18 protein-coding genes, 3 pseudogenes and 1 CRISPR repeat array are annotated in these 23,157 nt (G+C 41.2%); of the genes and pseudogenes, 14 read left to right on the forward strand and 7 right to left on the reverse strand.

Translation table 11 applies throughout. From position 1 onward, the window contains the following. Positions 1 to 6 precede the first annotated feature (6 nt). The 4 genes and pseudogenes from ACYRY3_RS13990 to ACYRY3_RS14005 all read right to left on the reverse strand — a co-directional run bounded on the left by ACYRY3_RS13990 (position 7) and on the right by ACYRY3_RS14005 (position 4,696). Positions 7 to 795 carry an ADP-ribosylglycohydrolase family protein gene (locus tag ACYRY3_RS13990; protein WP_460202275.1) on the reverse strand — a complete coding sequence of 263 codons (789 nt, stop codon included), beginning with the start codon at positions 793 to 795 and terminating at the stop codon, positions 7 to 9. A gap of 60 nt (positions 796 to 855) precedes the next feature. Continuing rightward, positions 856 to 2,769 (reverse strand): heavy metal translocating P-type ATPase, encoded by a 1,914-nt coding sequence (locus ACYRY3_RS13995; RefSeq protein ID WP_460202258.1) that lies wholly within the window; start codon positions 2,767 to 2,769, stop codon positions 856 to 858. 431 nt (positions 2,770 to 3,200) lie between these two features. Beyond that, a pseudogene (locus ACYRY3_RS14000) lies at positions 3,201 to 3,455 on the reverse strand (photosystem II q(b) protein); the annotation flags it as partial. 200 nt (positions 3,456 to 3,655) lie between these two features. Then, complete coding sequence (locus ACYRY3_RS14005; protein ID WP_460202259.1) at positions 3,656 to 4,696, reverse strand: hypothetical protein; 1,041 nt, start codon at positions 4,694 to 4,696, stop codon at positions 3,656 to 3,658. Between the two features lie 392 nt (positions 4,697 to 5,088). Between ACYRY3_RS14005 and ACYRY3_RS14010 the strand changes: the two genes are divergently transcribed. Beyond that, a complete protein-coding gene (locus ACYRY3_RS14010) occupies positions 5,089 to 5,712 on the forward strand; it encodes a helix-turn-helix transcriptional regulator (protein WP_460202260.1) in 624 nt (207 codons plus the stop codon). 79 nt (positions 5,713 to 5,791) lie between these two features. Next, positions 5,792 to 6,769 carry a 7,8-didemethyl-8-hydroxy-5-deazariboflavin synthase subunit CofG gene (gene cofG, locus ACYRY3_RS14015; RefSeq protein ID WP_460202261.1) on the forward strand — a complete coding sequence of 326 codons (978 nt, stop codon included), beginning with the start codon at positions 5,792 to 5,794 and terminating at the stop codon, positions 6,767 to 6,769. Between the two features lie 137 nt (positions 6,770 to 6,906). On the opposite strand, the gene ACYRY3_RS14020 is transcribed toward cofG, so the two are convergent. Further along, on the reverse strand, positions 6,907 to 7,731 hold the full coding sequence (locus ACYRY3_RS14020; RefSeq protein ID WP_460202262.1) for a class I SAM-dependent methyltransferase: 825 nt from the start codon (positions 7,729 to 7,731) through the stop codon (positions 6,907 to 6,909). A gap of 506 nt (positions 7,732 to 8,237) precedes the next feature. On the opposite strand from ACYRY3_RS14020, the gene hflX reads away from it, so the two are divergent. From hflX to gshB, 3 genes are all read left to right on the forward strand, one after another. Then, complete coding sequence (gene hflX, locus ACYRY3_RS14025) at positions 8,238 to 10,031, forward strand: GTPase HflX (RefSeq protein ID WP_460202276.1); 1,794 nt, start codon at positions 8,238 to 8,240, stop codon at positions 10,029 to 10,031. A gap of 281 nt (positions 10,032 to 10,312) precedes the next feature. Continuing rightward, positions 10,313 to 10,579 carry a glutaredoxin 3 gene (gene grxC / locus ACYRY3_RS14030; protein WP_460202263.1) on the forward strand — a complete coding sequence of 89 codons (267 nt, stop codon included), beginning with the start codon at positions 10,313 to 10,315 and terminating at the stop codon, positions 10,577 to 10,579. 84 nt (positions 10,580 to 10,663) lie between these two features. Beyond that, positions 10,664 to 11,638, forward strand: a complete 975-nt coding sequence (gshB, locus tag ACYRY3_RS14035) for a glutathione synthase (protein WP_460202264.1) — start codon at positions 10,664 to 10,666, stop codon at positions 11,636 to 11,638. Positions 11,639 to 11,973: 335 nt separating this feature from the next. Here the strand turns inward: gshB and ftsZ are convergent. Further along, a pseudogene (gene ftsZ, locus ACYRY3_RS14040) lies at positions 11,974 to 13,170 on the reverse strand (cell division protein FtsZ); the annotation flags it as partial. On the opposite strand from ftsZ, the gene ACYRY3_RS14045 reads away from it, so the two are divergent. Genes ACYRY3_RS14045 through ACYRY3_RS14070 form a run of 6 tightly spaced genes read left to right on the forward strand, consistent with a single transcriptional unit; the run spans position 13,141 to position 20,789 of the window. Further along, entirely contained in the window at positions 13,141 to 14,190 is a 1,050-nt protein-coding gene (locus ACYRY3_RS14045; RefSeq protein WP_460202277.1) for a Cas10/Cmr2 second palm domain-containing protein, read from the forward strand. The pseudogene ftsZ and the gene ACYRY3_RS14045 overlap by 30 nt on opposite strands. After that, complete coding sequence (locus tag ACYRY3_RS14050; RefSeq protein ID WP_460202265.1) at positions 14,180 to 14,872, forward strand: RAMP superfamily CRISPR-associated protein; 693 nt, start codon at positions 14,180 to 14,182, stop codon at positions 14,870 to 14,872. Before ACYRY3_RS14045 ends, ACYRY3_RS14050 begins: the two co-directional genes overlap by 11 nt. A 12-nt stretch (positions 14,873 to 14,884) precedes the next feature. Next, positions 14,885 to 16,570 carry an RAMP superfamily CRISPR-associated protein gene (locus ACYRY3_RS14055; RefSeq protein WP_460202266.1) on the forward strand — a complete coding sequence of 562 codons (1,686 nt, stop codon included), beginning with the start codon at positions 14,885 to 14,887 and terminating at the stop codon, positions 16,568 to 16,570. Beyond that, on the forward strand, positions 16,567 to 18,159 hold the full coding sequence (locus ACYRY3_RS14060) for an RAMP superfamily CRISPR-associated protein (protein ID WP_460202267.1): 1,593 nt from the start codon (positions 16,567 to 16,569) through the stop codon (positions 18,157 to 18,159). Before ACYRY3_RS14055 ends, ACYRY3_RS14060 begins: the two co-directional genes overlap by 4 nt. Next, the gene (gene csx19, locus ACYRY3_RS14065) at positions 18,156 to 18,737 is read left to right on the forward strand and encodes a type III-D CRISPR-associated protein Csx19 (RefSeq protein ID WP_460202268.1); all 582 of its coding nucleotides are present in this window, start codon (positions 18,156 to 18,158) and stop codon (positions 18,735 to 18,737) included. The genes ACYRY3_RS14060 and csx19 overlap by 4 nt, the downstream gene beginning before the upstream one ends. Before the next feature lie 12 nt (positions 18,738 to 18,749). After that, complete coding sequence (locus ACYRY3_RS14070) at positions 18,750 to 20,789, forward strand: TIGR03986 family type III CRISPR-associated RAMP protein (protein WP_460202269.1); 2,040 nt, start codon at positions 18,750 to 18,752, stop codon at positions 20,787 to 20,789. A gap of 63 nt (positions 20,790 to 20,852) precedes the next feature. Here ACYRY3_RS14070 and ACYRY3_RS14075 read toward each other — a convergent pair whose 3' ends face one another. Further along, positions 20,853 to 21,170, reverse strand: a complete 318-nt coding sequence (locus ACYRY3_RS14075) for a hypothetical protein (protein WP_460202270.1) — start codon at positions 21,168 to 21,170, stop codon at positions 20,853 to 20,855. A 70-nt stretch (positions 21,171 to 21,240) separates the two neighbouring features. On the opposite strand from ACYRY3_RS14075, the gene ACYRY3_RS14080 reads away from it, so the two are divergent. The 3 genes and pseudogenes from ACYRY3_RS14080 to ACYRY3_RS14090 all read left to right on the forward strand — a co-directional run. Continuing rightward, positions 21,241 to 21,558 (forward strand): hypothetical protein, encoded by a 318-nt coding sequence (locus tag ACYRY3_RS14080; RefSeq protein WP_460202271.1) that lies wholly within the window; start codon positions 21,241 to 21,243, stop codon positions 21,556 to 21,558. A 15-nt stretch (positions 21,559 to 21,573) separates the two neighbouring features. After that, positions 21,574 to 21,747, forward strand: a complete 174-nt coding sequence (locus tag ACYRY3_RS14085) for a hypothetical protein (RefSeq protein WP_460202272.1) — start codon at positions 21,574 to 21,576, stop codon at positions 21,745 to 21,747. A gap of 206 nt (positions 21,748 to 21,953) precedes the next feature. Further along, positions 21,954 to 22,205 (forward strand): annotated as a pseudogene (locus ACYRY3_RS14090) (hypothetical protein); the annotation flags it as partial. 311 nt (positions 22,206 to 22,516) lie between these two features. After that, positions 22,517 to 23,075: a CRISPR direct-repeat array (repeat unit 37 nt; unit sequence CTTGAAACGTAGCGATTCCCGGTAACGGGACTGAAAC). The last annotated feature ends 82 nt before the right edge of the window (positions 23,076 to 23,157 follow it).

Here is a 23,157-nt window from a genome sequence, read left to right on the forward strand (position 1 = left end):
AGGTTGCTATAAAGAGTAGCGGGATATGAACTGTTGGGTAACACTGGATAAATGTTCATCCAAACGATTGAACATCCATTCAGAGATTTCTGCTGGTACGCCATTATAAAAAGCTTGGGCAATACCACCTGTTATGCAAGCAATGGTATCACTGTCGCCACCAATCGATATAGCGTTACGAATAGCATCTTCAAAACCAGTCGATTCTAAAAACGCGATGATGGCTTGGGGAACCGAACCTTGACAGGAAACATCGAAGCGGTAAGCTGGTCTTATCTGGTCAAGAGTTTGCTCTAAATCATATCCAAAGTTGGTCTCTACATAAGACTTGATAGAGCTTTTATCGTGACCTGCCCGCGCTAAAAAGATGGCAGATGCTGTTGCTTGAGCACCTTTAACGCCTTCCGGATGGTTGTGGGTAACTTCTGCACTGCATCGTGCTTGTTGTAACACCGTATCCAGATCGTTAAACGCAAATCCAATAGAACTTACTCGCATTGCCGAACCGTTACCCCAACTGTTGTATGGTTCTCTGCTGCTTGAACCCGCCCACATTTTAAAGGTTCCCCCATAACCAGCAAAGGGGTAGCGACGGTAGTAATACTTAAACTTTTCAATATAATTGTTACTATCTATTGGCAAGTCGGCATTCAAGATAGTATCAGCAACTGCAACTGTTAGTACAGTATCATCTGTAAAACGGCACTCACTTCCAAACAGTGGGAAATCTTTAGTTTTGATATTGTTAACTTCATAAACTGAGCCAATGATATCACCAGCGATCGCTCCTAACATCCTTGTATACCTGTAATTCACTCGTTGTTTTTCTTGAATCTTTTATCTGTTAAAGTTGGTTTATTTTCTTAATAAGCGCAAACCACTGAGGGTAACAAGCACGGTAGAACCTTCATGTCCAATCACACCGGTAGGTAAGTTGATACTTCCCAAAAAGTTACCGACTAAGAGCAAAGCAATTGAACCAAGAGCAACCGCCATATTCTGTTTAACGACAGACTGCGCCCTTTTCCCCAAACGCATTGCCACTTCTATTTTCTCCAACCTATCTGCCATCAGCACAATATCTGCGGTTTCTAAGGCGACATCACTACCCGCCTTTCCCATTGCAATACCTACTGACGCTTGAGCAAGTGCTGGTGCATCATTAATGCCATCGCCTACCATTGCTACTGTTTTATACTCCTGCTGAAGACGGCGAATAATGTGGAGCTTATCCTCTGGGAGTAATTCTGCATATACCTGGTTAATTCCAACTGCTTGAGCGACACTTTGAGCAGTCCGCTTGTTATCTCCAGTCAACATCACAACTTGCTCAACTCCGAGTTTTTTCAATCGGGCGATGGCTGTTGCTGCTTCTGGTCGCACTTTGTCCGCAATTGCGATCGCACCAATTGCTTGCTCTGATTGTGCCACCCAAACGACTGTTTTGCCTTCCTCTTCCAAGATGCGAGCTGCTTGTTTTAACTCATCCGGTAAACTGGTTACATACTGCTGTATGAATTGAGCTTTACCAACAATCACCTGTTGGTTTTCTGCGATACTTCCTACAATACCCTGTCCCGGTATCGCTTGAACCTCAGTAGCACGCGACCAATCTAGGTCTCTAGCAGCTTGCACAATTGCCTCCCCAATAGGATGTTCGGAACAGGATTCTACAGAGGCAGCTACTTTTAATACATCGTCTTCTGAAAATCCGCTAACGGGGATTGTTGCGTACACCTGCACTTGTCCTGTTGTCAAAGTGCCTGTTTTATCAAAAGCGATCGCTCTGACTTTGCCCATCATTTCTAATTGAGCACCATTCTTGAACAATATCCCTTGCCTTGCACCATTAGCAATTCCAGAAAGTAAGGTTGGCATAATTGCTGCCATCAGCGCACAGGGAGAAGCGACAACAAGAAAAGTCAGGGCGCGATAAATCGTAGTTTCCCAGTTCCAGCCCAAGATAAACGGTGGCAAAAGACCCAGCAATAATCCAGCAACTACAATCAACTTTGCATATCCCCGTTCAAATCGCTCGATAAACTGTTGCGAAGGAGGCGCTGACTCTTGCGCTTGTTCGACCAAACGAATCACACGCTGAATCAAACTACTTTCTGGTGGTTGATGTACTTTGAGTTTGAGAGCCCCATTTCCGTTCAGTGTACCTGCAAAGACTTCATCCCCCAACGTCTTCTCCACAGGTATCGACTCCCCTGTAATAGCAGCTTGATTGAGGGTACTGTCGCCAGAAACAATCGTTCCGTCAGTAGGAATCAGTTCTCCCGGCTTAACTATAATTTCATCTCCCACCTTTAACTGGTTGATGGGAACCATTTCTTCTTTCCCAAAACGCAAAACTCTTGCCGTATCTGGTGTCAGACTCATCAAACTGCGAATGCTTCGTTCGGTTCGCCGCATAGCATAGCCTTCGAGAGCTCCACTAATAGCAAAGATTAGAATTAAAACTGCCCCATCAATAATTAGGTGGTACTCACTTCGCCACAAACCTAAAATCGCAGCACCCAATGCTGCCACAATCATCAGCAAATCAACATCTAGTTCTTTCTCTTTAATGAGAGTTGTCAGTCCCTCGCGAGCACTTTCATAACCACCGATAACATATGCTGCAGGTAGGAGTAACAACGCCCATCCTAAAAAGCCGAGATGCAAAGCGAACCATCCGAGAAATAATAATACTCCACAGAGGAGGGCAGCTAGGGTATCTGCGTGTTCCCTGGTAACTTCGGTTAAACGCTGTGGGTAAAGCATGAGAATGAAATTAAAACTTACTCTCTTACGCTAAACCTTGACATCAATGTCAATGTCAATGCTTCTTGGGTAATTCAAAAGCGCTACAATATCCTGATGGGGTATCTCGTGGAAACAAGATGAAAAAAGCTCCACATTATTTCTTGTGGAACGGACTTCTAGCCCGTCCTACAATCAGGGCGCTCATGGATGTGAACCCCACATTCTAGGGCAATTGATTTCTTGGAAGTTCAAAATCATTGCAGGAGGCGAAGCTGGTTCCGTCTCTGCTTCTCCCTTCCTGCTAGAAGATTACTTATCAAAAACCGTTAAGACGAGCCAGTGCGTTGCGGGGGTTCCCCCCATTGAAGCATCTGGCGTCGCCAAGAATACCAAGGTTTAATATCATGTCCGGGTAAAGACTTATCATTAAGGCAGATGGGGAGAGGGGGAGATGGTACAACTGCACCAGAGATGATGTTGTTGCCGTAGAGTAAGGAACCTGCAACAGGCTCGCGGATACCATCGATGTCTACTGGAGGTGCAGCGATGAAGGCGATGATGAAGCAGATGGTTGCGGAAAGTAGGGTGGGGATCATCAATACACCGAACCAGCCGATGTAGAGGCGGTTTTCGGTGGAAGTGATCCACTCACAGAACTTCTCCCATACGTTGGCGCTTTCGCGACGTTGTAAGGTTGCGGTCATGATGGATATAAGTGCTTTAAGTGTTTGATATGTATGTTTCGGAAATTAAGGTAGAGGAATCTACCTATGTTTACAATATTAAACATAGTATTACGGTTTGTAAAGTCTTTTCAGAAAAAATCTTTCTAGGGCGTTGGTTGCGGGAAAGGGCGCTCCAAGAACTCCTCTCTCTAAAGGAATATATAGCTCTGGCTGTGTTATCAATCCAACTCTAGGGCTGACAAAGCGAGTTCCACATTGAGAGCTAAAAATTTATCGATGGGCACGTACATCCAGCAAATAGAAGGCTGTGAATTGTAGCTGTTTTTCTGAAATCCCAAAGCGGAACCTATTTGTTCGTCTCTTGGCTGTGCTGCGATCGCATACATATCGCAAAGGTTGGGAAACTCAGCTTGCATTTGAGTTAGTGTCTGCTGCAAATCCTCTAACAGACGGCAAATATTTCCTCGCTGCTTGTAAGGAGAATCTATCAACCAAATTCTTATACATACAGATGTACAATTTACATCTCCCGATAGAGAGATTTTAAATGGGTCAGTTTGCTGAGAAGCATCCAGCAGAAACAAACTGTTGCGAGGGGGGAGGAAAAAATTTTTCTCAGATTCCCGTGCTATGGGATGAAGAGCGTAAAATCCAACGGGATGTTGGCGATCGCGACGGCGCAATACCCGCATACCAGTAGGATACTGCTCTGCCCAGAGACGCAATATTCTAGCTATTCTATGAGGTTCAACAGCCGCTTTCTTGTTAAGAAAGTTAAAGTCGCGAGCCAAAAAGCTAGCAACAGGAATGCTATCAGTCCGAGAATTGAAACTATCTGTAACAAGTTGTGTAGACTCGACTTCACGGGTAGATTCTTGAGGATTGGACAGTAAAGACCGAACGCGAATGCAGGTGCTGTTACCATCAAAGTCCTTTTCAATCAGTCCCAAAGCTACAAGTCGATCGATCATCATACCCGCTGCACGCTCGCTTCCCCGCCCGCGATCTTGTTGACCGTAAAAGATTTCATAAGCTTCTCGATGCGTGCAAGAAACAAACCCATTTGGTACCTCCAATCGAGTTAATGGTGGTTGTATGCGCTTACCTAGTTCTTGCTGCTGCTTGAGCAATAAGTAAGCCCACAATTTGACGAAATACTCTGCTCGACGGCGCGTGACACCCACTCGTCCTTTCAAAAAAGAAACGTACTTGTGCTGTTGCTCAGGTGGAAACCACTGGTCTATACTTGCCAGATTCATAATGATATACCTCCCTTGCAGACGTTTTAGAGCTTGGCAACTATAAATAAATAGAAATAAATCGGAATAGCAATTGCGCCGATAGCAAACAACTACCGACAGAGATGGACATGGCAATAACCACCGTAAACTCCGGATAAGCCCAGGCGAAACAATCCAAATGATTTCGCGGTGGAAAATGCTGCACGATTTATCTTTCAAAAAACTTCACCCTGCTTCAGCCATCTTCAGGACATTTCCAGCAATAAACGTTGACTTCAGGGATGTTGGTTAAGTTACACGTTACGGACTAGACACTACAGGAGCAAAAAAATCAAAATATTTATGCACGGGGATAACTGAGTCTGATGCTGGTTGTTGTCATGTGTGCTTACTCGTACAGGAGATGATTTATGTACTCTGTAGCAGAAGAACACAAATGTATTACTTCTTATCAAAAACAAAAATTCAATAAACAAAGTTTAAACCGCGAGCAATTGCAACCCGAGTTACAGACAGATTTACTACAAGCTGTGATGGAAGGCTTTGTAGATGGTATTTTAATATTGACACCTCACCGTAAAATACTGCATACCAACGAATATGCTCGTCGAATTTGCCGACAAATGCGAGGAGAAAATTTTGTAAATGCAGTACCAGAGGAAATTTGGCATATCTGTCAGTCTTTAATTGAAAGCCGCGAACTCTTTCCTGGGGAACACATTGTCATTGAGTCTGAAATAGAAACGGATAAAGCCCTAAAACTACGTCTTCGAGTTAGATGGCTGATATTAGGTAAAAACGAACAAGATTACCTGCTCGTAATTTTAGAAGACCGCAATCAAACTTATCAAAGCATGGCTTTGTCTGATGCTAAAAAATACGGTCTTACTCACCGAGAGGCAGAAGTTTGGCTATTGCGTCAAGCTAACCTTTCCTACAAGGAGATTGCAGAAAGACTTTATATTACCATCAATACGGTTAAAAAGCATCTGAAAAATATTTACGCCAAGCAACAGGAAATGTTGTGGCTGTAATACAGATGCCAATGGATGTTATAACGGATGGATAAGGTTTGTAACATATAAACCATCCGCTACATCCGCTACGTCTGTTATGAAATCCGTTGCCTCAATTGTCACTTATAGCCCAGCTTATACAATCGTTCCAACATACGAATGCTTTAATCGATGTACATATTGTAACTTTCGCACAGACCCCAGTAAAAGCCCTTGGATGACAATTTTAGAAGCGGAAAAGCTTTTAAAACAACTTCAAAACCAAAATGTTTGTGAAATATTAATACTTAGTGGTGAGGTACATCCTCATTCTCCACAACGTCAGACTTGGTTCCAGAGAATTTACGACCTGTGTGAATTAGCAATTTCAATGGGATTTTTACCCCATACAAATGCGGGAATCCTAAGTTTTGAAGAAATGCAAAAGCTGAAGCAGGTTAACGTTTCAATGGGTCTCATGTTAGAGCAGTTAACACCAGCCTTGCTACAAACAGTACACAAACACGCACCTAGTAAATTACCAGAAATTCGGCTACAACAATTGCAGTGGTCAGGAGAATTAAACATACCATTTACTACTGGCTTACTGTTAGGAATTGGGGAAAGTGAAAAAGATTGGTGGGAAAGCTTGGAAGCTATTTCTAATCTTCATCAGAAATACCACCACATACAAGAAGTTATCCTGCAACCCCACAGCCCTGGAAGCCAGCAACCCTTTAACGCACCACCTTTCAACCCCCATCAGCTTCCTGAAGTTGTTTTTAAAGCACGTCAAATACTACCAATAGATATCACAATCCAAATTCCACCTAATTTAGTTCAAGATTCACAGTGGTTACTGGAATGTATAGAAGCAGGTGCCAGGGATTTGGGTGGAATTGGACCAAAAGATGAAGTGAACCCAGATTATCAGCATATACAATATCAAAAATTGCAAGAAATATTAGAGCCAGCTGGTTGGAAACTCGTTCCGCGTTTACCTGTTTACCCGCAGTTTGATGATTGGTTGTTAGGAGAATTGCAAGTAGGAGCGAAGAAATGGAGGGGTGCGATCGCTAAGTTTGGGAGCAATTAAATCACTTACAACTTAAATACACCTTAACTTAATAAGAGTTATCTGAAAAGCCATATTTTTGTTGTTAGCATATATAATATTACAAGAATAACCTAGTTTGAGGAAAGTAAGTTTTTTAAGAGTACTCCAAAAATTATTTAAGATTTTTGGGCAATGTGAAAAGCGGAGATAAATGAAAGCAGAAGGCTGCCACCAAATTCATGTTCTATTCTGTCCCTCAATCCCGCAAATAAGGCATTTTTAGTTTGTGTATCTAACTTTAAATAAGGTGAGTAAGTGTTTAAAAGCATTAAATATTCATCAACTGTGTAGGACACTTCAGATACAACTTGTCCGGATGTTAAGTCTTTGAAGTGCCCTGAACCAATAACCATGTTTCCTAATCCTCTCAATATCTCTTCTTGAGTTTCTCTGTCTTCATATCGGTCAAGAGATGGAGCATGGAGTTGATAGATTTCCGATAATCGTTGGTACACTTCGTAACAGGGCTGAAGTTCCGTGTTCCACAATAAAATTAAGTAGCCTCTCTCTTTCAGGACATTTACTGCTTTTGGATATCCGACTTCCGGTGATATCCAATGAAAAGAACTTGCTGCTAAAACAGCATCAAATTTCTCAGCTTCTAGCGTCCACTCTTCAAAGGATGTGTTCTGGATTTCTACATTGGGATAAGGTTGACAATTCTGTTGAGCTAAGCGAAAAAAATTTGGATTGGGTTCCAAGCAGATTGTTGAGCAACCCAATTGAGCGAATGCTACGGTTGCAGTTCCAGGACCACATCCCACTTCAAGAATTTTTGAGCGGGTGCTGAGTTGAGCAACTTCTACAACTTGCTGAATCAAATCTTTAGGATAGCGGGGTCTTACTTTGTTGTACGCTTCTGCTGCTGGAGAATACCAGTTTTTGCGCTGTTCTAAGTCTCTACTAGAGTAGCTGATTATTGTTTGTTTTAAATTTTCCATAATCTACTCGCGCAGGTTTTAGCAGCTTAAAAGAGAATTTTTAAACTACTGTCTCAAACAAAGATTCAAGCAGTCAATGTTATTATATGATGTTTAATAGGCGACAAATTTAAGATTGAGCTGAGAAATTAGAGTCAAGGTTTAAAACTGAAGATTCAACTGGTTTAATAATGGTGGGCAGTGCCCACCCTACTTGTAGAATGGGGGAATTTAAGAATGGTGGACAGTGCCCTGTGGGATGGGCATCCTTGCCCATCGTTGATATGTCGGCTCGTGTCGCCCGAGGTACAAGTGGGATAAAATAACATTGGTATAATATATTTCACTATATATGCCCTTCAAGCGAAAACCGTTACAAATGACTAATGACAAATGACTTTTGACAACCCATTCCCCAATCGGAAACCCGCACCTAATTGCTTTACTGAGAAGATTTGGCAACCTCAAAAGGTGATGTAAAATAGTAAGAGTAGGATTCGGGGGACCATTACTGGTCAGAGGCGCTTATCGAGACTATTTTCGGTAATCTCCAAGGTTTAAAATCGAGCCAGCTGAAACAACTGCAGCGGCTGTATCACCAGCGCATACCAGGCGATCGCATCACTACGCCTGAGTTTTCGGAGCGACTGGCGGCAATTAGCACCGAGCTGAATCAGCCCGTATGTACTTACCTCAATCGGCGCGGACAAGTCATCCGTGTAGGGGTAGGGACACCACGTCAAACGCAAATTCCACTTTTGGAATTGCCACGATACGGTGCTGAACGATTGAGCGGTATTCGTTGCATTGCTACACATTTGAAGCCAGAACCGCCAAATGAAGCGGCGCTGACATCAATGGCAATGCAAAGGTTAGACGCCTTGATCGTGCTCAACATTACTGGAACGGGATTTCAAAGACGGGGTGGTGGCGCTACTGGGTACGTCAAGGAAGCTTACATAGCTCACCTAGCACCCCAAGACGCTCGCAATCTCATCACCAGTCCAGCTGTGAAAACATCTGCTCTAGATCTACCTTCGTCTAGCGGGGGCAAAGAAGGAGGTACAACACAGCAAAGTAAGTACCCAACCGCCAATTGGAGCATACTACCACCGATGAGTCTGGATATGCTCGCAAAGCAGGACTTTATGGATTTGGTGGAAGCGCTGGAAGAAGAGTTCCGGCGGGAATATGTCGCCCAAGAAGTAGACTCAGACCACGAGCGTGTTCTTATTGTTGGAGTGATGACAGATGAGTTAACACCTCAACAATTCCAAGACACTTTAGAAGAGCTAGGGCGATTGGTGGAGACTGCTGGGGGAAACGTAGTGCAGATGATGCGGCAGAAGCGATCGCGCATTCATCCCCAAACCGTAGTTGGTGAAGGTAAGGTACAAGAAATTGCCCTAAGTGCCCAAACTTTGGGAGCAAATTTGATTGTTTTCGATCGCGACCTATCACCTGCCCAAGTTCGCAACTTAGAATCTCAGATTGGTGTTCGGGTGGTTGACCGCACCGAAGTGATTCTAGATATCTTTGCCCAACGGGCTCAATCCCGTGCTGGTAAACTGCAAGTGGAATTAGCGCAGTTGGAGTATATGTTACCGCGTTTGACTGGTAGAGGTCAGGCAATGTCCCGGCAGGGGGGTGGTATTGGTACTCGAGGACCGGGTGAAACCAAACTGGAAACAGAACGCCGTGCCATTCAGCGACGAATTGCACGATTGCAGCAGGAAGTCAACCAACTTCAGGCACATCGAGAACGATTGCGCCAACGGCGACAACATCAGGAAGTGCCCTCAGTAGCTATTGTGGGATATACCAACGCTGGGAAATCTACTTTATTAAATGCTTTAACTAATGCTGAAGTTTATACAGCCGACCAGTTGTTTGCCACTCTTGACCCCACCACACGACGCTTGGCTGTGCCCGATGCAGTGACTGGTGTTGCCCAAGAGATTTTGGTCACAGATACAGTGGGATTCATACACGAGTTGCCAGCATCATTAATGGATGCCTTCCGGGCCACCCTAGAGGAAGTCACCGAAGCCGATGCCTTACTGCATCTGGTAGATTTATCTCATCCTGCATGGTTAAGTCATATTCGTGCAGTTAGAGATATTTTGGCACAAATGCCAGTCACTCCCGGTCCAGCACTGGTTGTTTTTAATAAGATTGACCAAGTAGATAGCGAAACCCTAGCAATAGCGAGGGAAGAATTTCCTTTAGCAGTGTTTATTTCTGCGAGCAACCGTTTGGGCTTAGAAACCTTACGTCAGCGTCTCGGGCAGTTGGTTCACTATGCTGCTAACTATAGCTAAATAAGTCAGTAGGTCGGCGTAAATAAACACAACTATTTGTAAGGGCTGTTAGTGGTTACATCGGCTTTAAGGCTATTAACAGAAGTGAACATAAGTATGTTTTATTGTGCCGACCTACTTAAATTGTTGTGCGTTGTTAGTACAGATTTACCTGGCTAACCTTATAACTGTTTATTACCATGACAGTACCTCATTTGATTTTTATTTCTCAGCTTATTAACTCAACCAGAGCCAACAAATACAATTTAAAATTAAGAAATATTAACTAATTTGAGGATATTATGACTGCGAAAGTAGAAATTTACACTTGGAGAAGTTGCCCATTTTGCATCCGTGCTAAACAGTTATTAACTAAAAAGGGAGTCCATTTCACTGAATACAGTATTGATGGAGACGAAGCAGCACGGAATAAAATGGCTCAAAGGGCAAATGGAAGGCGTTCCGTACCACAAATTTTTATTAATGGTCATCACGTTGGTGGGTGTGATGATATTCATGCCCTCGACTCTCAAGGAAAGTTAGATCGGCTACTCGCTTCTGAGTCATGATTAGTTGGGAATTATGAATTGCAAACAACATAAAATTTTATAATTCATAATTGACCTTACTTCCTGGCAACAGAGGCAGACAGCGTGAAACTGGCTTTTATTATCGATCCCATCCATCAGCTCGATCCTTGTCATGATACCAGTGTTGCCTTGATGGAAGCAGCACAAATTTTAGGACATGAAGTTTGGGTAACTCAAGCAAACTCACTAGGGGTTGTAGAGGGCAAAGCCTGGGCAGTTCTAGAACAAGTGGAACTTGTACCAGTGCAGTTGGTAGACGGACGCTATCAAACGGTTAACTCTTGGTACAGGTTAGACAATCGCACTGCCCTTTGCCTGGAAACAATGGATGCTGTTTTCATGCGAACAGATCCACCAGTTAACGTTCCCTATCTCTATGCCACTTACATTCTGGATTATATTGACCAAAACAAAACCTTGGTGATTAACAGTCCAAGAGGTATCCGCTCGGCAAATGAAAAAATGTATGCCCTTCAGTTTACTAAAGCGATCCCAGAAACGATAGTGAGTGCTGATAAGCAGTTGATCCGGCAGTTTGTAGAAGAGAGGGGATCGGGGGTGCTCAAACCATTAGGGAACAAAGCAGGAGAAGGGATTTTATTTTTAGAACCAAGCGATCGCAATTTCAATTCCATAGTCGAGCTGAGTACTCTTCAAGGTCGAGTACCAGTTATGGTACAAACCTACTTACCGGAAGCAAAAGAGGGAGACAAGCGAATTATCCTGCTGAATGGTGAACCCATTGGTGCCGTCAATCGCCTTTCTGCTCGTGGTGAATTTCGCAATAACATGGCGGCGGGTGGAACAGTTGCCAAAACTGAAATAACTCTTCGCGAGTATGAAATTTGTGCCCAACTTCTGGAAACATTACGCCAAGACGGTTTAATTTTTGTTGGTATTGACGTGATTGGCGGTTACCTCACCGAAGTTAACGTTACCAGTCCCACAGGAGTCAGAGAGATAGACCGATTAGACAATAAGCGTCTCGGTCAACAGGTGATTGAATGGGTTGAAAAGACGGTGAACGGGAAAAATTAAAAATAGCTAATTGATTTTAAAAGCGTCAATAATTGCTATGGGGGAACTTACCGAAGGTGACTTTTTCCTACGGTAGAAGCGATAGTGAGAATTTTTGAGGCTCCCGTGTAATTTCCTTGGCACCCTGGTGAACCGAAACGGTTACAAACAAAACATTGGAAATTACAACAGTAAGACCGGGTGCCGACATTCAGTCTAGTTAAGTGGAATATGGCTATATTTTGAAAAACCACCACAATCTTAAGAACCGCAACTGGCAAAACCCTTAACTGATGAAATACGAGTTAAAAATCTTATGATTTTTCAACCGGATTGCATTGATAATTCATAATTTGTTAATTGTTACGGGGTGGGCGACGTCGTTGTAAGAAATCAGGAATATCCAATCCTGGTTTTTCTTTGTGTTCTGTTATGGGTGATGGAGGGTTAATTGCTGGTGGTTGTGGCATTTGTCGTCTGGCCGGAGGTGGAGATACAACCCGTGGTTGATTGACATTTTGAGATGGCGCGGACTGTACTTCACCGGTGAAACCAGTCGCAATGACCGTCAGTCTCACCTCTCCTTGAAGTCTGTCATCAATCACTGCTCCAAAAATGATATTGGCGTTGGGATCGACCACTTCATATATCGTTTCGGCAGCAGCATTGACTTCATGGAGGGTCAGGTCGCTACCGCCTGTGATGTTAAAGACAACACCTCTAGCCCCTTCAATGGAACATTCTAAGAGGGGAGAAGAAATAGCTGCGATCGCTGCTTCTCTCGCTCTTGATTTTCCTGAGCCAATACCAATTCCCATCAACGCCGATCCTGCATCTGCCATAACAGCACGCACATCAGCAAAGTCAACGTTAATCAAACCGGGGATCGTAATGATATCGGATATCCCTTGTACCCCTTGACGCAGCACATCATCCGCATAACGAAAAGCATCTTGCATGGGTGTTTGCTCGGGGATCACCTCCAGCAGCTTGTTGTTAGGAATAATAATTAGTGTATCTACCCTACTTTTTAGACCCTCAATTCCTTGTTCTGCTTGCTGAATGCGGCGGCGTCCCTCAAAGATGAATGGACGAGTCACCACACCGACGGTAAGAGCACCCATTTCTTTTGCGACTTCTGCAACAATTGGAGCGGCTCCAGTACCTGTACCCCCTCCCATACCAGCAGTGATAAACACTAAATCGGAACCTTCCAAAGCCTTCGCAATTTCGTCTCGTGATTCCTCAGCAGCCTTCTGACCAATTGCAGGATTACCACCCGCTCCCAAACCTCGTGTTAGCTTCTGTCCTATTTGCAAACGACTTGGAGCTGAGGTTAAAGTGAGAGCTTGTGCATCGGTGTTAATTGACCAAAACTCTACCCCTATGACATCGGATGCTATCATGCGGTTAACAGCATTGCTACCGCCACCACCAACACCAATAACCTTAATATTGGCAACTCGACCGGGAACGATGTCCCCAATTCGAGTATCTTCACGCTCTACTTTCTTGCTGTCATGATGATTTTGTTGTCCAAAGTTCAGCCCTGTTTAGGTCGTTCTGAAGGTGATTCTAGTTATGTTGCTATCGTTCATGCAGATGGTAATGGGATGGGTAATCGCTTTCAAAAATGCGGTAGAGGTAAATCAGATAAAGATGCAATCATTGAGATGCGTCAACTTTCTTGTGATATTAACAATGCTGGAATAGCAGCGCTCAAAAAAGTTTTAGAAATAATTTGTAGTTCTATTGAAAATGGAGAAATCATAGGAAATATTAATAATTTTGCTTTAAAAAAATCTAAGGAAGGTAAATACTATCTACCATTTCGCCCTCTAGTTTATGGTGGTGATGATGTTATCTTTGTTTGTGAAGGAAGATTAGGGCTGGAGTTAGCAGCGATTTATCTTAGGGAATTTGAGAACCAAAAAGTTTCTGATAATCAGAAATTAACGGCTCGTGCTGGAGTTTGTATTGTAAAAACTCACTATCCTTTTGCTAGAGCTTACCAAATTGTTAAAGAGTTATACACAGCAGCTAAAAACTTTATTCGTGAAGAGAGAGAAAGATTATGTGAATCTCAAGATTACTATTGTTCAACTATTGATTGGCACTTTGCAACAACTGGTTTAATTGGTTCACTCGGAGAAATTCGTAAACGAGAGTATAAACCTTCAGTTGGAAATCTTACCATGCGACCAATACGCCTAAAAGACCATGATACAGATGATATGCAATGGCGTACTTGGTTTAACTTTATTAACGTAGTTCACCACTTCAATGGTTATTATGATGATGTCGAAGGTAACGAACCTTGGAAAGCTCGCCGCAATAAAGTAATTGCTTTACGTGAAGTGTTTCGTCACGGATCTAATAAGACTAAACAGTTTATGAATATATACGGAATCAAAGCCTTGCCACCTTTGTCCAAAGTTAACAATTTGGAACACGCAGGATGGATTCAAGATATCAGCCCTGAAGATACTTGTGAACTCCGTTGTGGTTACTTTGATGCTATTGAAGCACTAGATTTTTACATCGATTTGAAAGGCAATAACAATGAACTATGAACTACAATTAAAAATTAAACTTTTGAGTGATACAACTTTTGGTCGAGGTGATGGTGTTGCTGGTTTAATCGATCAAGAAGTTGAACATGACAACTGTGGTTTTCCTTATTTGAGAGGACGCACTTTAAAAGGGTTGTTGAGTGAAGAGTGCGATAACCTAATTATCCTGTTCAAGGGCGATATTTACCAACATTGGATGAATGTCAAAAATAAGTTATTTGGTGTTCCTGGTAGTGTCTTAGAAACAATGTCTATTATGCACGTTGGTGATGCTTGTTTACCAGAAAATTTACGTAAGTCTGTTTCTCTCCAAATGCTGAAAGAGAAAGAAGATAATAATAAATTAGCTTTGACACTAACAGATATACTAAATTCACTAACAACTATTCGTCGCCAAACAGCAATTAATTCTGAAAGTGGAACACCTGATAGCGGAAGTCTGCGGTCTGCGCGTGTTGTGATTCGCGATCTTCCTAGTACTCAACCCCGGTTTACTGCTCACTTATTTTTTGATGAAGAACCAACATCTGATATGAAAGCACTTTTAGGAGTTGGAGTTTTAGCACTCCGACATCTTGGTAGTGGGCGTAATCGAGGTCGGGGTCACGTCCAATGTAGTTTATTTGATACTAATAAAAACAATATTACTCAAGATTTCTTACATCTTTTTGGAACCATTTAGATTGAAAAATAAATGCCAGTAATTACTTTTTGTTTGGAAACACAACAGCCAATTTTAGCTACTTCATTTCAAGGCGATCCTAACAGTGATGTATCCTATGCTTATATTCCTGGCAGTATGATTCGTGGTGCTTTAATTGGTCGTTACCTCAAGAGTTATCCAGAATTACCAAATGATATTTTCTTAGGAAAAGTTAACCAAGGAGTTAGAGAAAATATTTTAGAGGAAGTAGAGGAAGAAAATACAAAAAAACTTAAAGAGGCTAACAGATTATTTTTTGATAATAGTACACGTTACTTAAACGCGTATCTATTTTGTGAAAAACAAAAAAAACGTACATTGCCTGTTCCTCTTGCTTGGTACAAAAACAAGGATGAAGAATTCTCTTCAGCAGATATTCTTGATTTAAGTCAATTTGCCCCAGGAAAAATATCTTTAAAAAAAAATAGTGAGAGATTTTGTAATGTTAACAAGCGTCAAGTAGTTTTATACGAAGAAAAACGACGAATCAATATTCATAATTTACGCGATCGCATCAAAGGACGTTCATCACCAACCAAACGAGATCGAGATACTAACGAAGTAATTCAAGAAGGAGAAGGTGCAATTTTTCGTTATGAGGCTTTAGATGTTGGGCAAATTTTTCAAGGAGTTATTTTATGTGAAGATGATGATGTAAAAATGATTAATATTTTACTAAATTCAGCAGATATATGGTTAGGTGGTTCTCAAAGTGCAGGTTATGGACATACAAAAATCATTCAAGTTGATACATACAAAAGTGAGGAATGGGCTGAAATAGGTATTCCACCTCAAGAACGAGTAAATCGTCAAAAGCTAAGAATTACCCTTTTGAGTGACACTATTGTTAGAAATGACTATGGACAAGTTTCAGTTGACCCCGTGTCGATTAAGCAAGCAATTGAAGATAAATTACAAGAGAAACTGAAAATAAAAATACAGTTACCTCAACCAACAGATATCTTCATCAGTAGTACGCTTGTAGGTGGATTTAACCGTAAGTGGGGTTTACCTCTACCTCAAGTTACTGCCTTATCAGCAGGTAGTGTTTTTGTATTTGATGCACAACTAACAACTGAACAAATTCAAATTTTAGAAATTGAAGGAATTGGGGAACGTTGTATTGATGGATTTGGTAGAGTTGCTATTAACTGGTTAGAAGAGTACAGAAATTTTAGTGTTATTTCAAATAGAATAAATTGTGAAAATGAAATTCAGTTAGAAGATGAATATCAGGATTTAGCAGCGCAAATAGCCAAAAATATTTTGCGTCAAAGGTTAGAAAAGTGTCTTATAGACAGAATTAGCGAGATTAATTTAAAAGGGGATATTAGCAATAGCCAACTATATCGACTAGAAATTGTTGCTCGACAAGGATTAAATAAGCTAACTTTTCTACCAATTATTGAGCTATTGAGTAGCTTAACAGATAAGGTCATTGAACAGTATAGAAATACGAAAGTTTCTGGAAATAAATCTTTAGAACAACAACTGAAAGATTGGCTGGAAAGCCCGATTGGAGAGTCTAAGTCATGGCTAAAAAATCCTCAAGAATTAGAAGTAAATATTGCTGGAATTATTCAAAAGATTGAACCTGATTCTGATTTAGCTAGAGAATATACGCTTCGTTTAATTATGGCAGTAGCTAAAAAAGCTAAAAAGGAAAAAAGTCAATGAAAAATACTCAGGCATTATTTGCAATAAAAAATGACTTGATACGTAAACAACGTTATATTATTAAGCGTGTTATTATACGAAGCACTTTAATTTTAGATACGCCAACTAGTCTGGGAAATGGTGATGCAGAAAGCCCAATTCACTTAGCATTAGTTAGAGATAGTATCAGCGAGCATGCTCTGTTAACAGGTTCGTCTATTGCGGGTGCTATACGAAACTACTTGCGAGAATACGAAAATGGGTATATGGCTAGTGAAAAAGCTGATGATTTAGCAACTATATTATTTGGAGCAATTCGGAGTGATGAAGATGGTAATCAAAGCCCTCTGATTATTGATGATTCCATTAGTACTTCTCCCATCAAATTTGAACTAAGAGATGGGGTAGAAATTAACAGTGTCACTCGGACAGCAGCAGATAAAGCAAAATATGATTTAGAGTTACTGCAAACTGGAACAGAATTTCCTTTGTGTTTTGAGTTGTTGATAGAAAGAGAATCTGATGAACCTGCCTTACTTAAAGGACTAGCGATCGCACTTCAGGGTTTAGAAAAGGGTGAAATTAGCGTTGGTATGAAAAAGCGGCGGGGTTTTGGTCGCTGTCATGTGAAAGAATGGCAAGTCTGGAATTTTCACATGGAAGATGCAAGCGATCGCATGGCTTGGTTAACTCTTGACCATTCCTGGTTAACTGAGCCACCTTGTACTAAATTACCTGCTGTTAATACTTCAATTATTGAAGCGATGAAAGAAGTAGGTCTTAAGTTTGTGGAAGAATTTAAGGATCGGCGCGTTCGCTTCACCATTCAAGCCACATTTAAACTTACCAGTTCTTTACTTATTCGCTCCAGTCAATTTGAAACAAGTCGCGATCCAGAGTTTGTTCATCTAAAATCCCATCGACCCAATCCCCAGAGTGCAAATCAACCAAATGCGGTACCAGTATTATCGGGTACAAGTTTAGCAGGAGTGTTACGCCATCGAGCAGAACGGATTGTAAACACTCTACATGAAGTTAACTCCCAAATTACTCAGGAAATAGTTAATGACATATTTGGTTTTCCTAAAGGCAAAAAAGATATAAATCAGCCAGATTCTAATAGTAGAAAGAAAAAGTTAGAGGCTAAAGCAAGTCGTCTAGTTGTCCATGAGAGCATTATTAAACATACGACTGACTTAGTACAATCTCGCATTGCTATCGACCGTTTTACAGGAGGTGTTTATCACGGTGCTTTGTTTCAAGAACAGCCAGTTTTGGGAGGTAGTAATGAAAACTTAAAACTACACTTAGAATTATGTGACCCTAAAGACCATGAAATTGGTCTACTGTTATTGTTGTTGAAAGATTTGTGGACAGAGGATTTGCCTGTAGGTGGAGCTAGTAGTGTTGGACGGGGAAGATTGCAGGGCATTTGTGCAAATATGACTTACTACAAGTCAGGAAAAACCCAAGAGTGGATGATTCAGGAACAACCAGATAAAACTTTGCACATAAGTCACCCTAAAAAACTTGAAGCAATGGTCGAAGCATTTTTGAGGTATTCTCCCTCCAATTCAACTTCTGAATCAAAAAAGAAGGTGGTAGCATGAGCAATTTAATTCAACCTAAATGTACACCTCACGAAGCTACATCAATTGTAGATAACCAAACTCTCTATAATTACCTAAAGAAAAATGCGCCAAAAAAGCACAGTAAACCAATATATTTATTAGCTCATGCTCATGATGGTATAATTTGGGGATATTGGAGTGGAAATGATTTTATCACCACTGATTGTGAATTTCCTCAATTTGCCAAGTTTCGAGAATGCACTTTACAACAGTGTCGTGTCTTTTGTGAAGATAGTGAACTCATGTTATGGAGAACGGAAAAAGGTTGGCGTGCAAGACTGATTGAAAATGTTGAAGGAGTAAAGCCAATTATTGAACATCAAATGCTTTGGGGCACTAAAGTTAAGGAACAAAAAGAAAAGTTTACGCTTGTTGAGGAGGGTCAGGATGGTTTAGAACATGCTGTACCCCTATCCAACATCTCAGATAAGTTTGAAATTGGTAAGCAAGCTAAAAAACGTCCGCTTCGCCTGGTTGTCCATCACTATTTTAGATATAACAATGATGGTTTAGCTTACATCTATCTCAGCCGCCTTGTTGATTTATTCGCCAACTAATTAGATTCAATTATGATACCCAAGCATACTACCCCAGTTCGTAAAGATCGTCGAGCCTTTGCCCCTTACAACTTTGTGGAACTACCAGATGAAGAACAAGTCGTGATAGCACAAGAGCTTCCCAAGCAGAACTGTTACGACCCACAGCGTTACACGGGTTATGTTCAATGTACTATAGTCACACAAACTCCCCTCTACATTCGTTGCGGGTTAATTCCAGATGACTTTCAGAAGTTTGGCGATCGCTCTTGTAATCTCTACGAACTAGAGCAACTGACCCCAGAAGAACAACAACGATGGACTGACTTTTTTTATGATCCAGCTAATTATCGTCCAGTCATTCCTGGCAGTAGCTTGCGAGGTATGATAAGGGCTCTTTTTGAAATTGTTACTTATAGTAAAATTCATAAAGTGTCAGGATACGAAAAGCTCTTTTTTCGTGCTGTGGCTGCACCTGATAACGATCCTCTCACTAATGAATACAAGAGAAAGCTTTGTGAGAAAAAAGAGGATGGCGAGAGCAAGTGGGTAAGCAAAGTCAAGGCTGGATATCTACAACAGCAAAGCGATGGTCACTGGCGGATTTATTTAGCTCAAACACTTAAAGACCAACCTTTTGTATGGGTTCATAAATCTGTAGTGCCTAAAGATGTTGGTTTAATTGATTTTAATAGTAATGATTATTACCCCCAAAACATTGAAGTACGATTTGATGAAATAAGTAAGGAAAAAACGCGCTATGTTGCTAACCAAGTTAGTGAAGATAATCTTAATCATAAATACAAGGGAACTCTGGTCACAAGCGGCAATATGATTGAAGGAAACCCAGAAGGTAAATCTTCTCGTCAATATCATTGCTTGATTGGAGAAAGAACCGACGATTATGTTGAAATTGATCCTGATGCAGTTAAGGACTATTGTTCTGCGTTAACTGATTTTCAACAAAAATATTTTGATAAAAAAAATGGAATTTTGGCAAATAATAAACCTGTTTTCTTTTGCAAAATAAAACAAGGTGAAAAAGTTATATTATTTGGTCACAGTCCTAATTTTAGGGTTCCTTATATTTCCAATACTAAAAATGGGCGTGCTGCTTCAGTTACTGATTTTATTCCTCCCAATTTGAAAAGCTCCGATAATCCAGCGATTGACATGGTTGAAGCAATTTTCGGTTGGGTCAAGGATAAAAAATCAGAGAACCAATCTCGCGCTGGAAGAGTATTTATTACTGATGCTGTAATTGATGATTCAATACCAAACGAGCAGATTTGGTGTCAAGATCACCCTGAACAAAGAATTACACCCCGCATTTTAGCTAGTCCAAAACCTACTACTTTTCAGCATTATTTGGTTCAAACTAATCCAGATGCAAAACGAGAAAACCTCAAGCACTATGGGAGTAGACCCATTGAAGATACCATTATTCGTGGGCATAAGTTATATTGGCATCAAAAAGATGTTAGCTGTAGTTCAATTGAAGAAAAGCGTGAGGAAGAAATACACAGTAAACCGAAACAATATACAAAAATTAGACCTATTGGCTCAAAAGTTAGGTTCCATTTCAAAATTTACTTTGAGAATTTAACTGATGAGGAATTAGGAGCATTTTTGTGGATATTAGATTTAGCAAAAGAAAAGGAAAACCGCATATATATCAAGAGCGATAGAGAATATTGTTTTTCTCTTGGTATGGGAAAACCTTTTGGCATGGGAGCAGTTAAACTAACTAATCAACAATTATGGCTAAGTCAACGCAAAGAGAAACGATACCAAAAGCTATTTAGCGGAAATAACTGGGAGTCAGGAAACTACAGTGATACTCAAGTTGAGGCTCAAGTCTTTGTAGAGTCATTCAAGCATTATGTCTTGAAGCAAATTGGTGACAACCCTAATGGAAATTTGGAAGATGTACCGCGCATCAAAATGTTCTTGGAAATGTTGAGTTTTCCCGGAAAACCAAGAGGTAGTGTGCGGTATATGGAAATAGAACATCCACATAATAATAATGAGTATACTCAACGTCCAGTCTTACCAAATCCTTTCGACGTTTGAGGCATTCTCTAATAAGTTCAATTTCAAAAAGGAGCGCATCCTTATCACCAAAAAAAACTGATATTATATAGTTCCACAAACACCTGTTTCGTTGATACGGAAAGTATATTGTGCCTTACTAGGATGTTTTTCGCGACACTTTGATGAAACTACTTCCAAACCCTTATCAACGAAATATTCGCCACTATCCGGTTCAACTGCCATATACCAGTTATAGTGAGTCTCAATCAATTCCGATTTAACTCGCTCGAATATCGGTTTGCAGCGTTGGAAAAATTCTTCACTTTCAGCTTCTCGTTGCACTTTTTGTTCTTCAGTCCACTGAATTTCAGGAAATATTCGTCCTCGGCGTGCAGTACGAGTTGATTTAACTTCAGTCATGGTTAGTTATACCCTTATTACAATACTTACAGTTCTCCTCTTCAACTTTATCAAATATTGATTTACAGCCTTGGTAAAGCTTAAGTTTCACCAATTTCAAGTAGCTTTAGCGCGACTGGTGCTTTCTATGGCACACTTGCAAACCCAAGCAACGACAAAAGACCCGCAAGGACGATTGCGGTGGAAACTAAGTTTGGTTAAGCGATTGTATGAGTTGGGATACACTAAAGACAACATTCTTCAGTTATTCCGACTTATAGATTGGATGATGGGTTTACCCGAGAATTTAGAACAAGTGTTTGATAATGAACTTATGAGTTACGAAGGAGCAGAAACAATGCCATACATTACGAGTGTAGAACGAGTGGGAATGCTCAAGACAAGCTGAGAATATCGTATTGAAGTGTTGGAAACGAGGTTTGAGGAAGTACCACCAGAGTTCGTTGAAATGCTGAATAATTTATACGATAATCATATACTCAAGCAACTCTTCAAACAGTCCCTCACCATTAATTCCCTAGAGGAATTTCGGCAGTTGTTAGTCCAAGCGCTAGCAGAGCAAACTTTAGAGAATTAATGTGAGAATCAGTAGCGATAGCGAAGCTAATGGAAGACAGCCGTATCGAAACTCCTGTGTTTTCCTCTCTAAGTTGAGAGCAATAGCGAAGCTATCGGAAGACAGCCGTATCGCACAGTTATTGTATCTCGGATTTCAGAACTAGCTCTGACTGTAAAAAAGGTATTAAGTACTTAACATAAGTCTTATTTTTTCAAGAGGTCAATATGGCTTTCAGTAATTACAAAACTATAGGAGAAGTTCTTAAAGAATTTCAAATTACCTACACAGAAGTAAATTTTATTATCGAGACTGAGTTTATTGTCTCTGACTACTTGCGAGAAGATTTAGAAACCACCATGCGAGATGGTGTAGTTGATAACTCAGAATTTGCAATTTGTGAGAATCTCGTTTTTCCAGTTCTTAAAGAAGTGTGGAAATCTTACCGCAGCCAGTTTATTTTATGGAGTCACCAGTCATTTACGTGCTTTGCGGTTGTGCGACCAGCGTTCGGTTCAATTAACATGAAGATATCTAACCGATTGTGGACGTTGGGATGTAGTCCGTCTATAATGTTACTAGATTGATGTTTGGCAAACCGAAGCGGGGGCTAAAACCAGGGGGGTTCTGCCAAAATCGCCAGAACCTAGACAAGTTAATAGTTACAGCGTTTTGATATTCGGCACTATTGATATTTTATGTCAATAAGCGAGGCTGAAATGAGGTCATTTTTTCGATCTGCCAAAACTGCTGGTAGAATCCTTGCTCTGTAAGGGTTTCAGATGGCGGACTTGAAACGTAGCGATTCCCGGTAACGGGACTGAAACCGAGAGAGGATATTAACTTCGCTCCGGACAGGTCACTCTTGAAACGTAGCGATTCCCGGTAACGGGACTGAAACGTGCTTACTCAATGCAATCTGCACGATCGCTCTACGCTTGAAACGTAGCGATTCCCGGTAACGGGACTGAAACTGTTAAATATGCTGTTCGGCGGCATTCCCTTTAGCGCTCCCGGCTTGAAACGTAGCGATTCCCGGTAACGGGACTGAAACTCTGCTTTTTGGCACGCCAAGCACAATGCAAATTCTTGAAACGTAGCGATTCCCGGTAACGGGACTGAAACTACCAATGGCATACCAAGGTCGCTGGTCGGGTGGTGGGCTTGAAACGTAGCGATTCCCGGTAACGGGACTGAAACGTTTCTTGTAACGTTCACAGACAGAAAGACCGTAGAACTTGAAACGTAGCGATTCCCGGTAACGGGACTGAAACCTGTTAGTGGTGCGGCAACAGCTGGTGCAGTTCCGTTGCTTGAAACGTAGCGATTCCCGGTAACGGGACTGAAACCTCCCAACAATAACTCAGCTGGTAACGGCAGTGTCACTTTACCGAGGCGATGGCAGTGAAGTGGAAGCAGTTGATGGCAGTA

Source organism: Scytonema sp. NUACC21 (genome assembly GCF_054684315.1).

What these genes read in the sequence shown, in the direction of transcription:
- ACYRY3_RS13990 (WP_460202275.1), bottom strand. Translation starts at nt 795, where the DNA reads ATGTTAGGAGCGATCGCTGGTGATATCATTGGCTCAGTTTATGAAGTT.
- ACYRY3_RS13995 (WP_460202258.1), bottom strand. Translation starts at nt 2,769, where the DNA reads ATGCTTTACCCACAGCGTTTAACCGAAGTTACCAGGGAACACGCAGAT.
- ACYRY3_RS14005 (WP_460202259.1), bottom strand. Translation starts at nt 4,696, where the DNA reads ATGAATCTGGCAAGTATAGACCAGTGGTTTCCACCTGAGCAACAGCAC.
- ACYRY3_RS14010 (WP_460202260.1), top strand. Translation starts at nt 5,089, where the DNA reads ATGTACTCTGTAGCAGAAGAACACAAATGTATTACTTCTTATCAAAAA.
- cofG (WP_460202261.1), top strand. Translation starts at nt 5,792, where the DNA reads ATGAAATCCGTTGCCTCAATTGTCACTTATAGCCCAGCTTATACAATC.
- ACYRY3_RS14020 (WP_460202262.1), bottom strand. Translation starts at nt 7,731, where the DNA reads ATGGAAAATTTAAAACAAACAATAATCAGCTACTCTAGTAGAGACTTA.
- grxC (WP_460202263.1), top strand. Translation starts at nt 10,313, where the DNA reads ATGACTGCGAAAGTAGAAATTTACACTTGGAGAAGTTGCCCATTTTGC.
- ACYRY3_RS14045 (WP_460202277.1), top strand. Translation starts at nt 13,141, where the DNA reads ATGATTTTGTTGTCCAAAGTTCAGCCCTGTTTAGGTCGTTCTGAAGGT.
- ACYRY3_RS14050 (WP_460202265.1), top strand. Translation starts at nt 14,180, where the DNA reads ATGAACTATGAACTACAATTAAAAATTAAACTTTTGAGTGATACAACT.
- ACYRY3_RS14055 (WP_460202266.1), top strand. Translation starts at nt 14,885, where the DNA reads ATGCCAGTAATTACTTTTTGTTTGGAAACACAACAGCCAATTTTAGCT.
- ACYRY3_RS14060 (WP_460202267.1), top strand. Translation starts at nt 16,567, where the DNA reads ATGAAAAATACTCAGGCATTATTTGCAATAAAAAATGACTTGATACGT.
- csx19 (WP_460202268.1), top strand. Translation starts at nt 18,156, where the DNA reads ATGAGCAATTTAATTCAACCTAAATGTACACCTCACGAAGCTACATCA.
- ACYRY3_RS14070 (WP_460202269.1), top strand. Translation starts at nt 18,750, where the DNA reads ATGATACCCAAGCATACTACCCCAGTTCGTAAAGATCGTCGAGCCTTT.
- ACYRY3_RS14075 (WP_460202270.1), bottom strand. Translation starts at nt 21,170, where the DNA reads ATGACTGAAGTTAAATCAACTCGTACTGCACGCCGAGGACGAATATTT.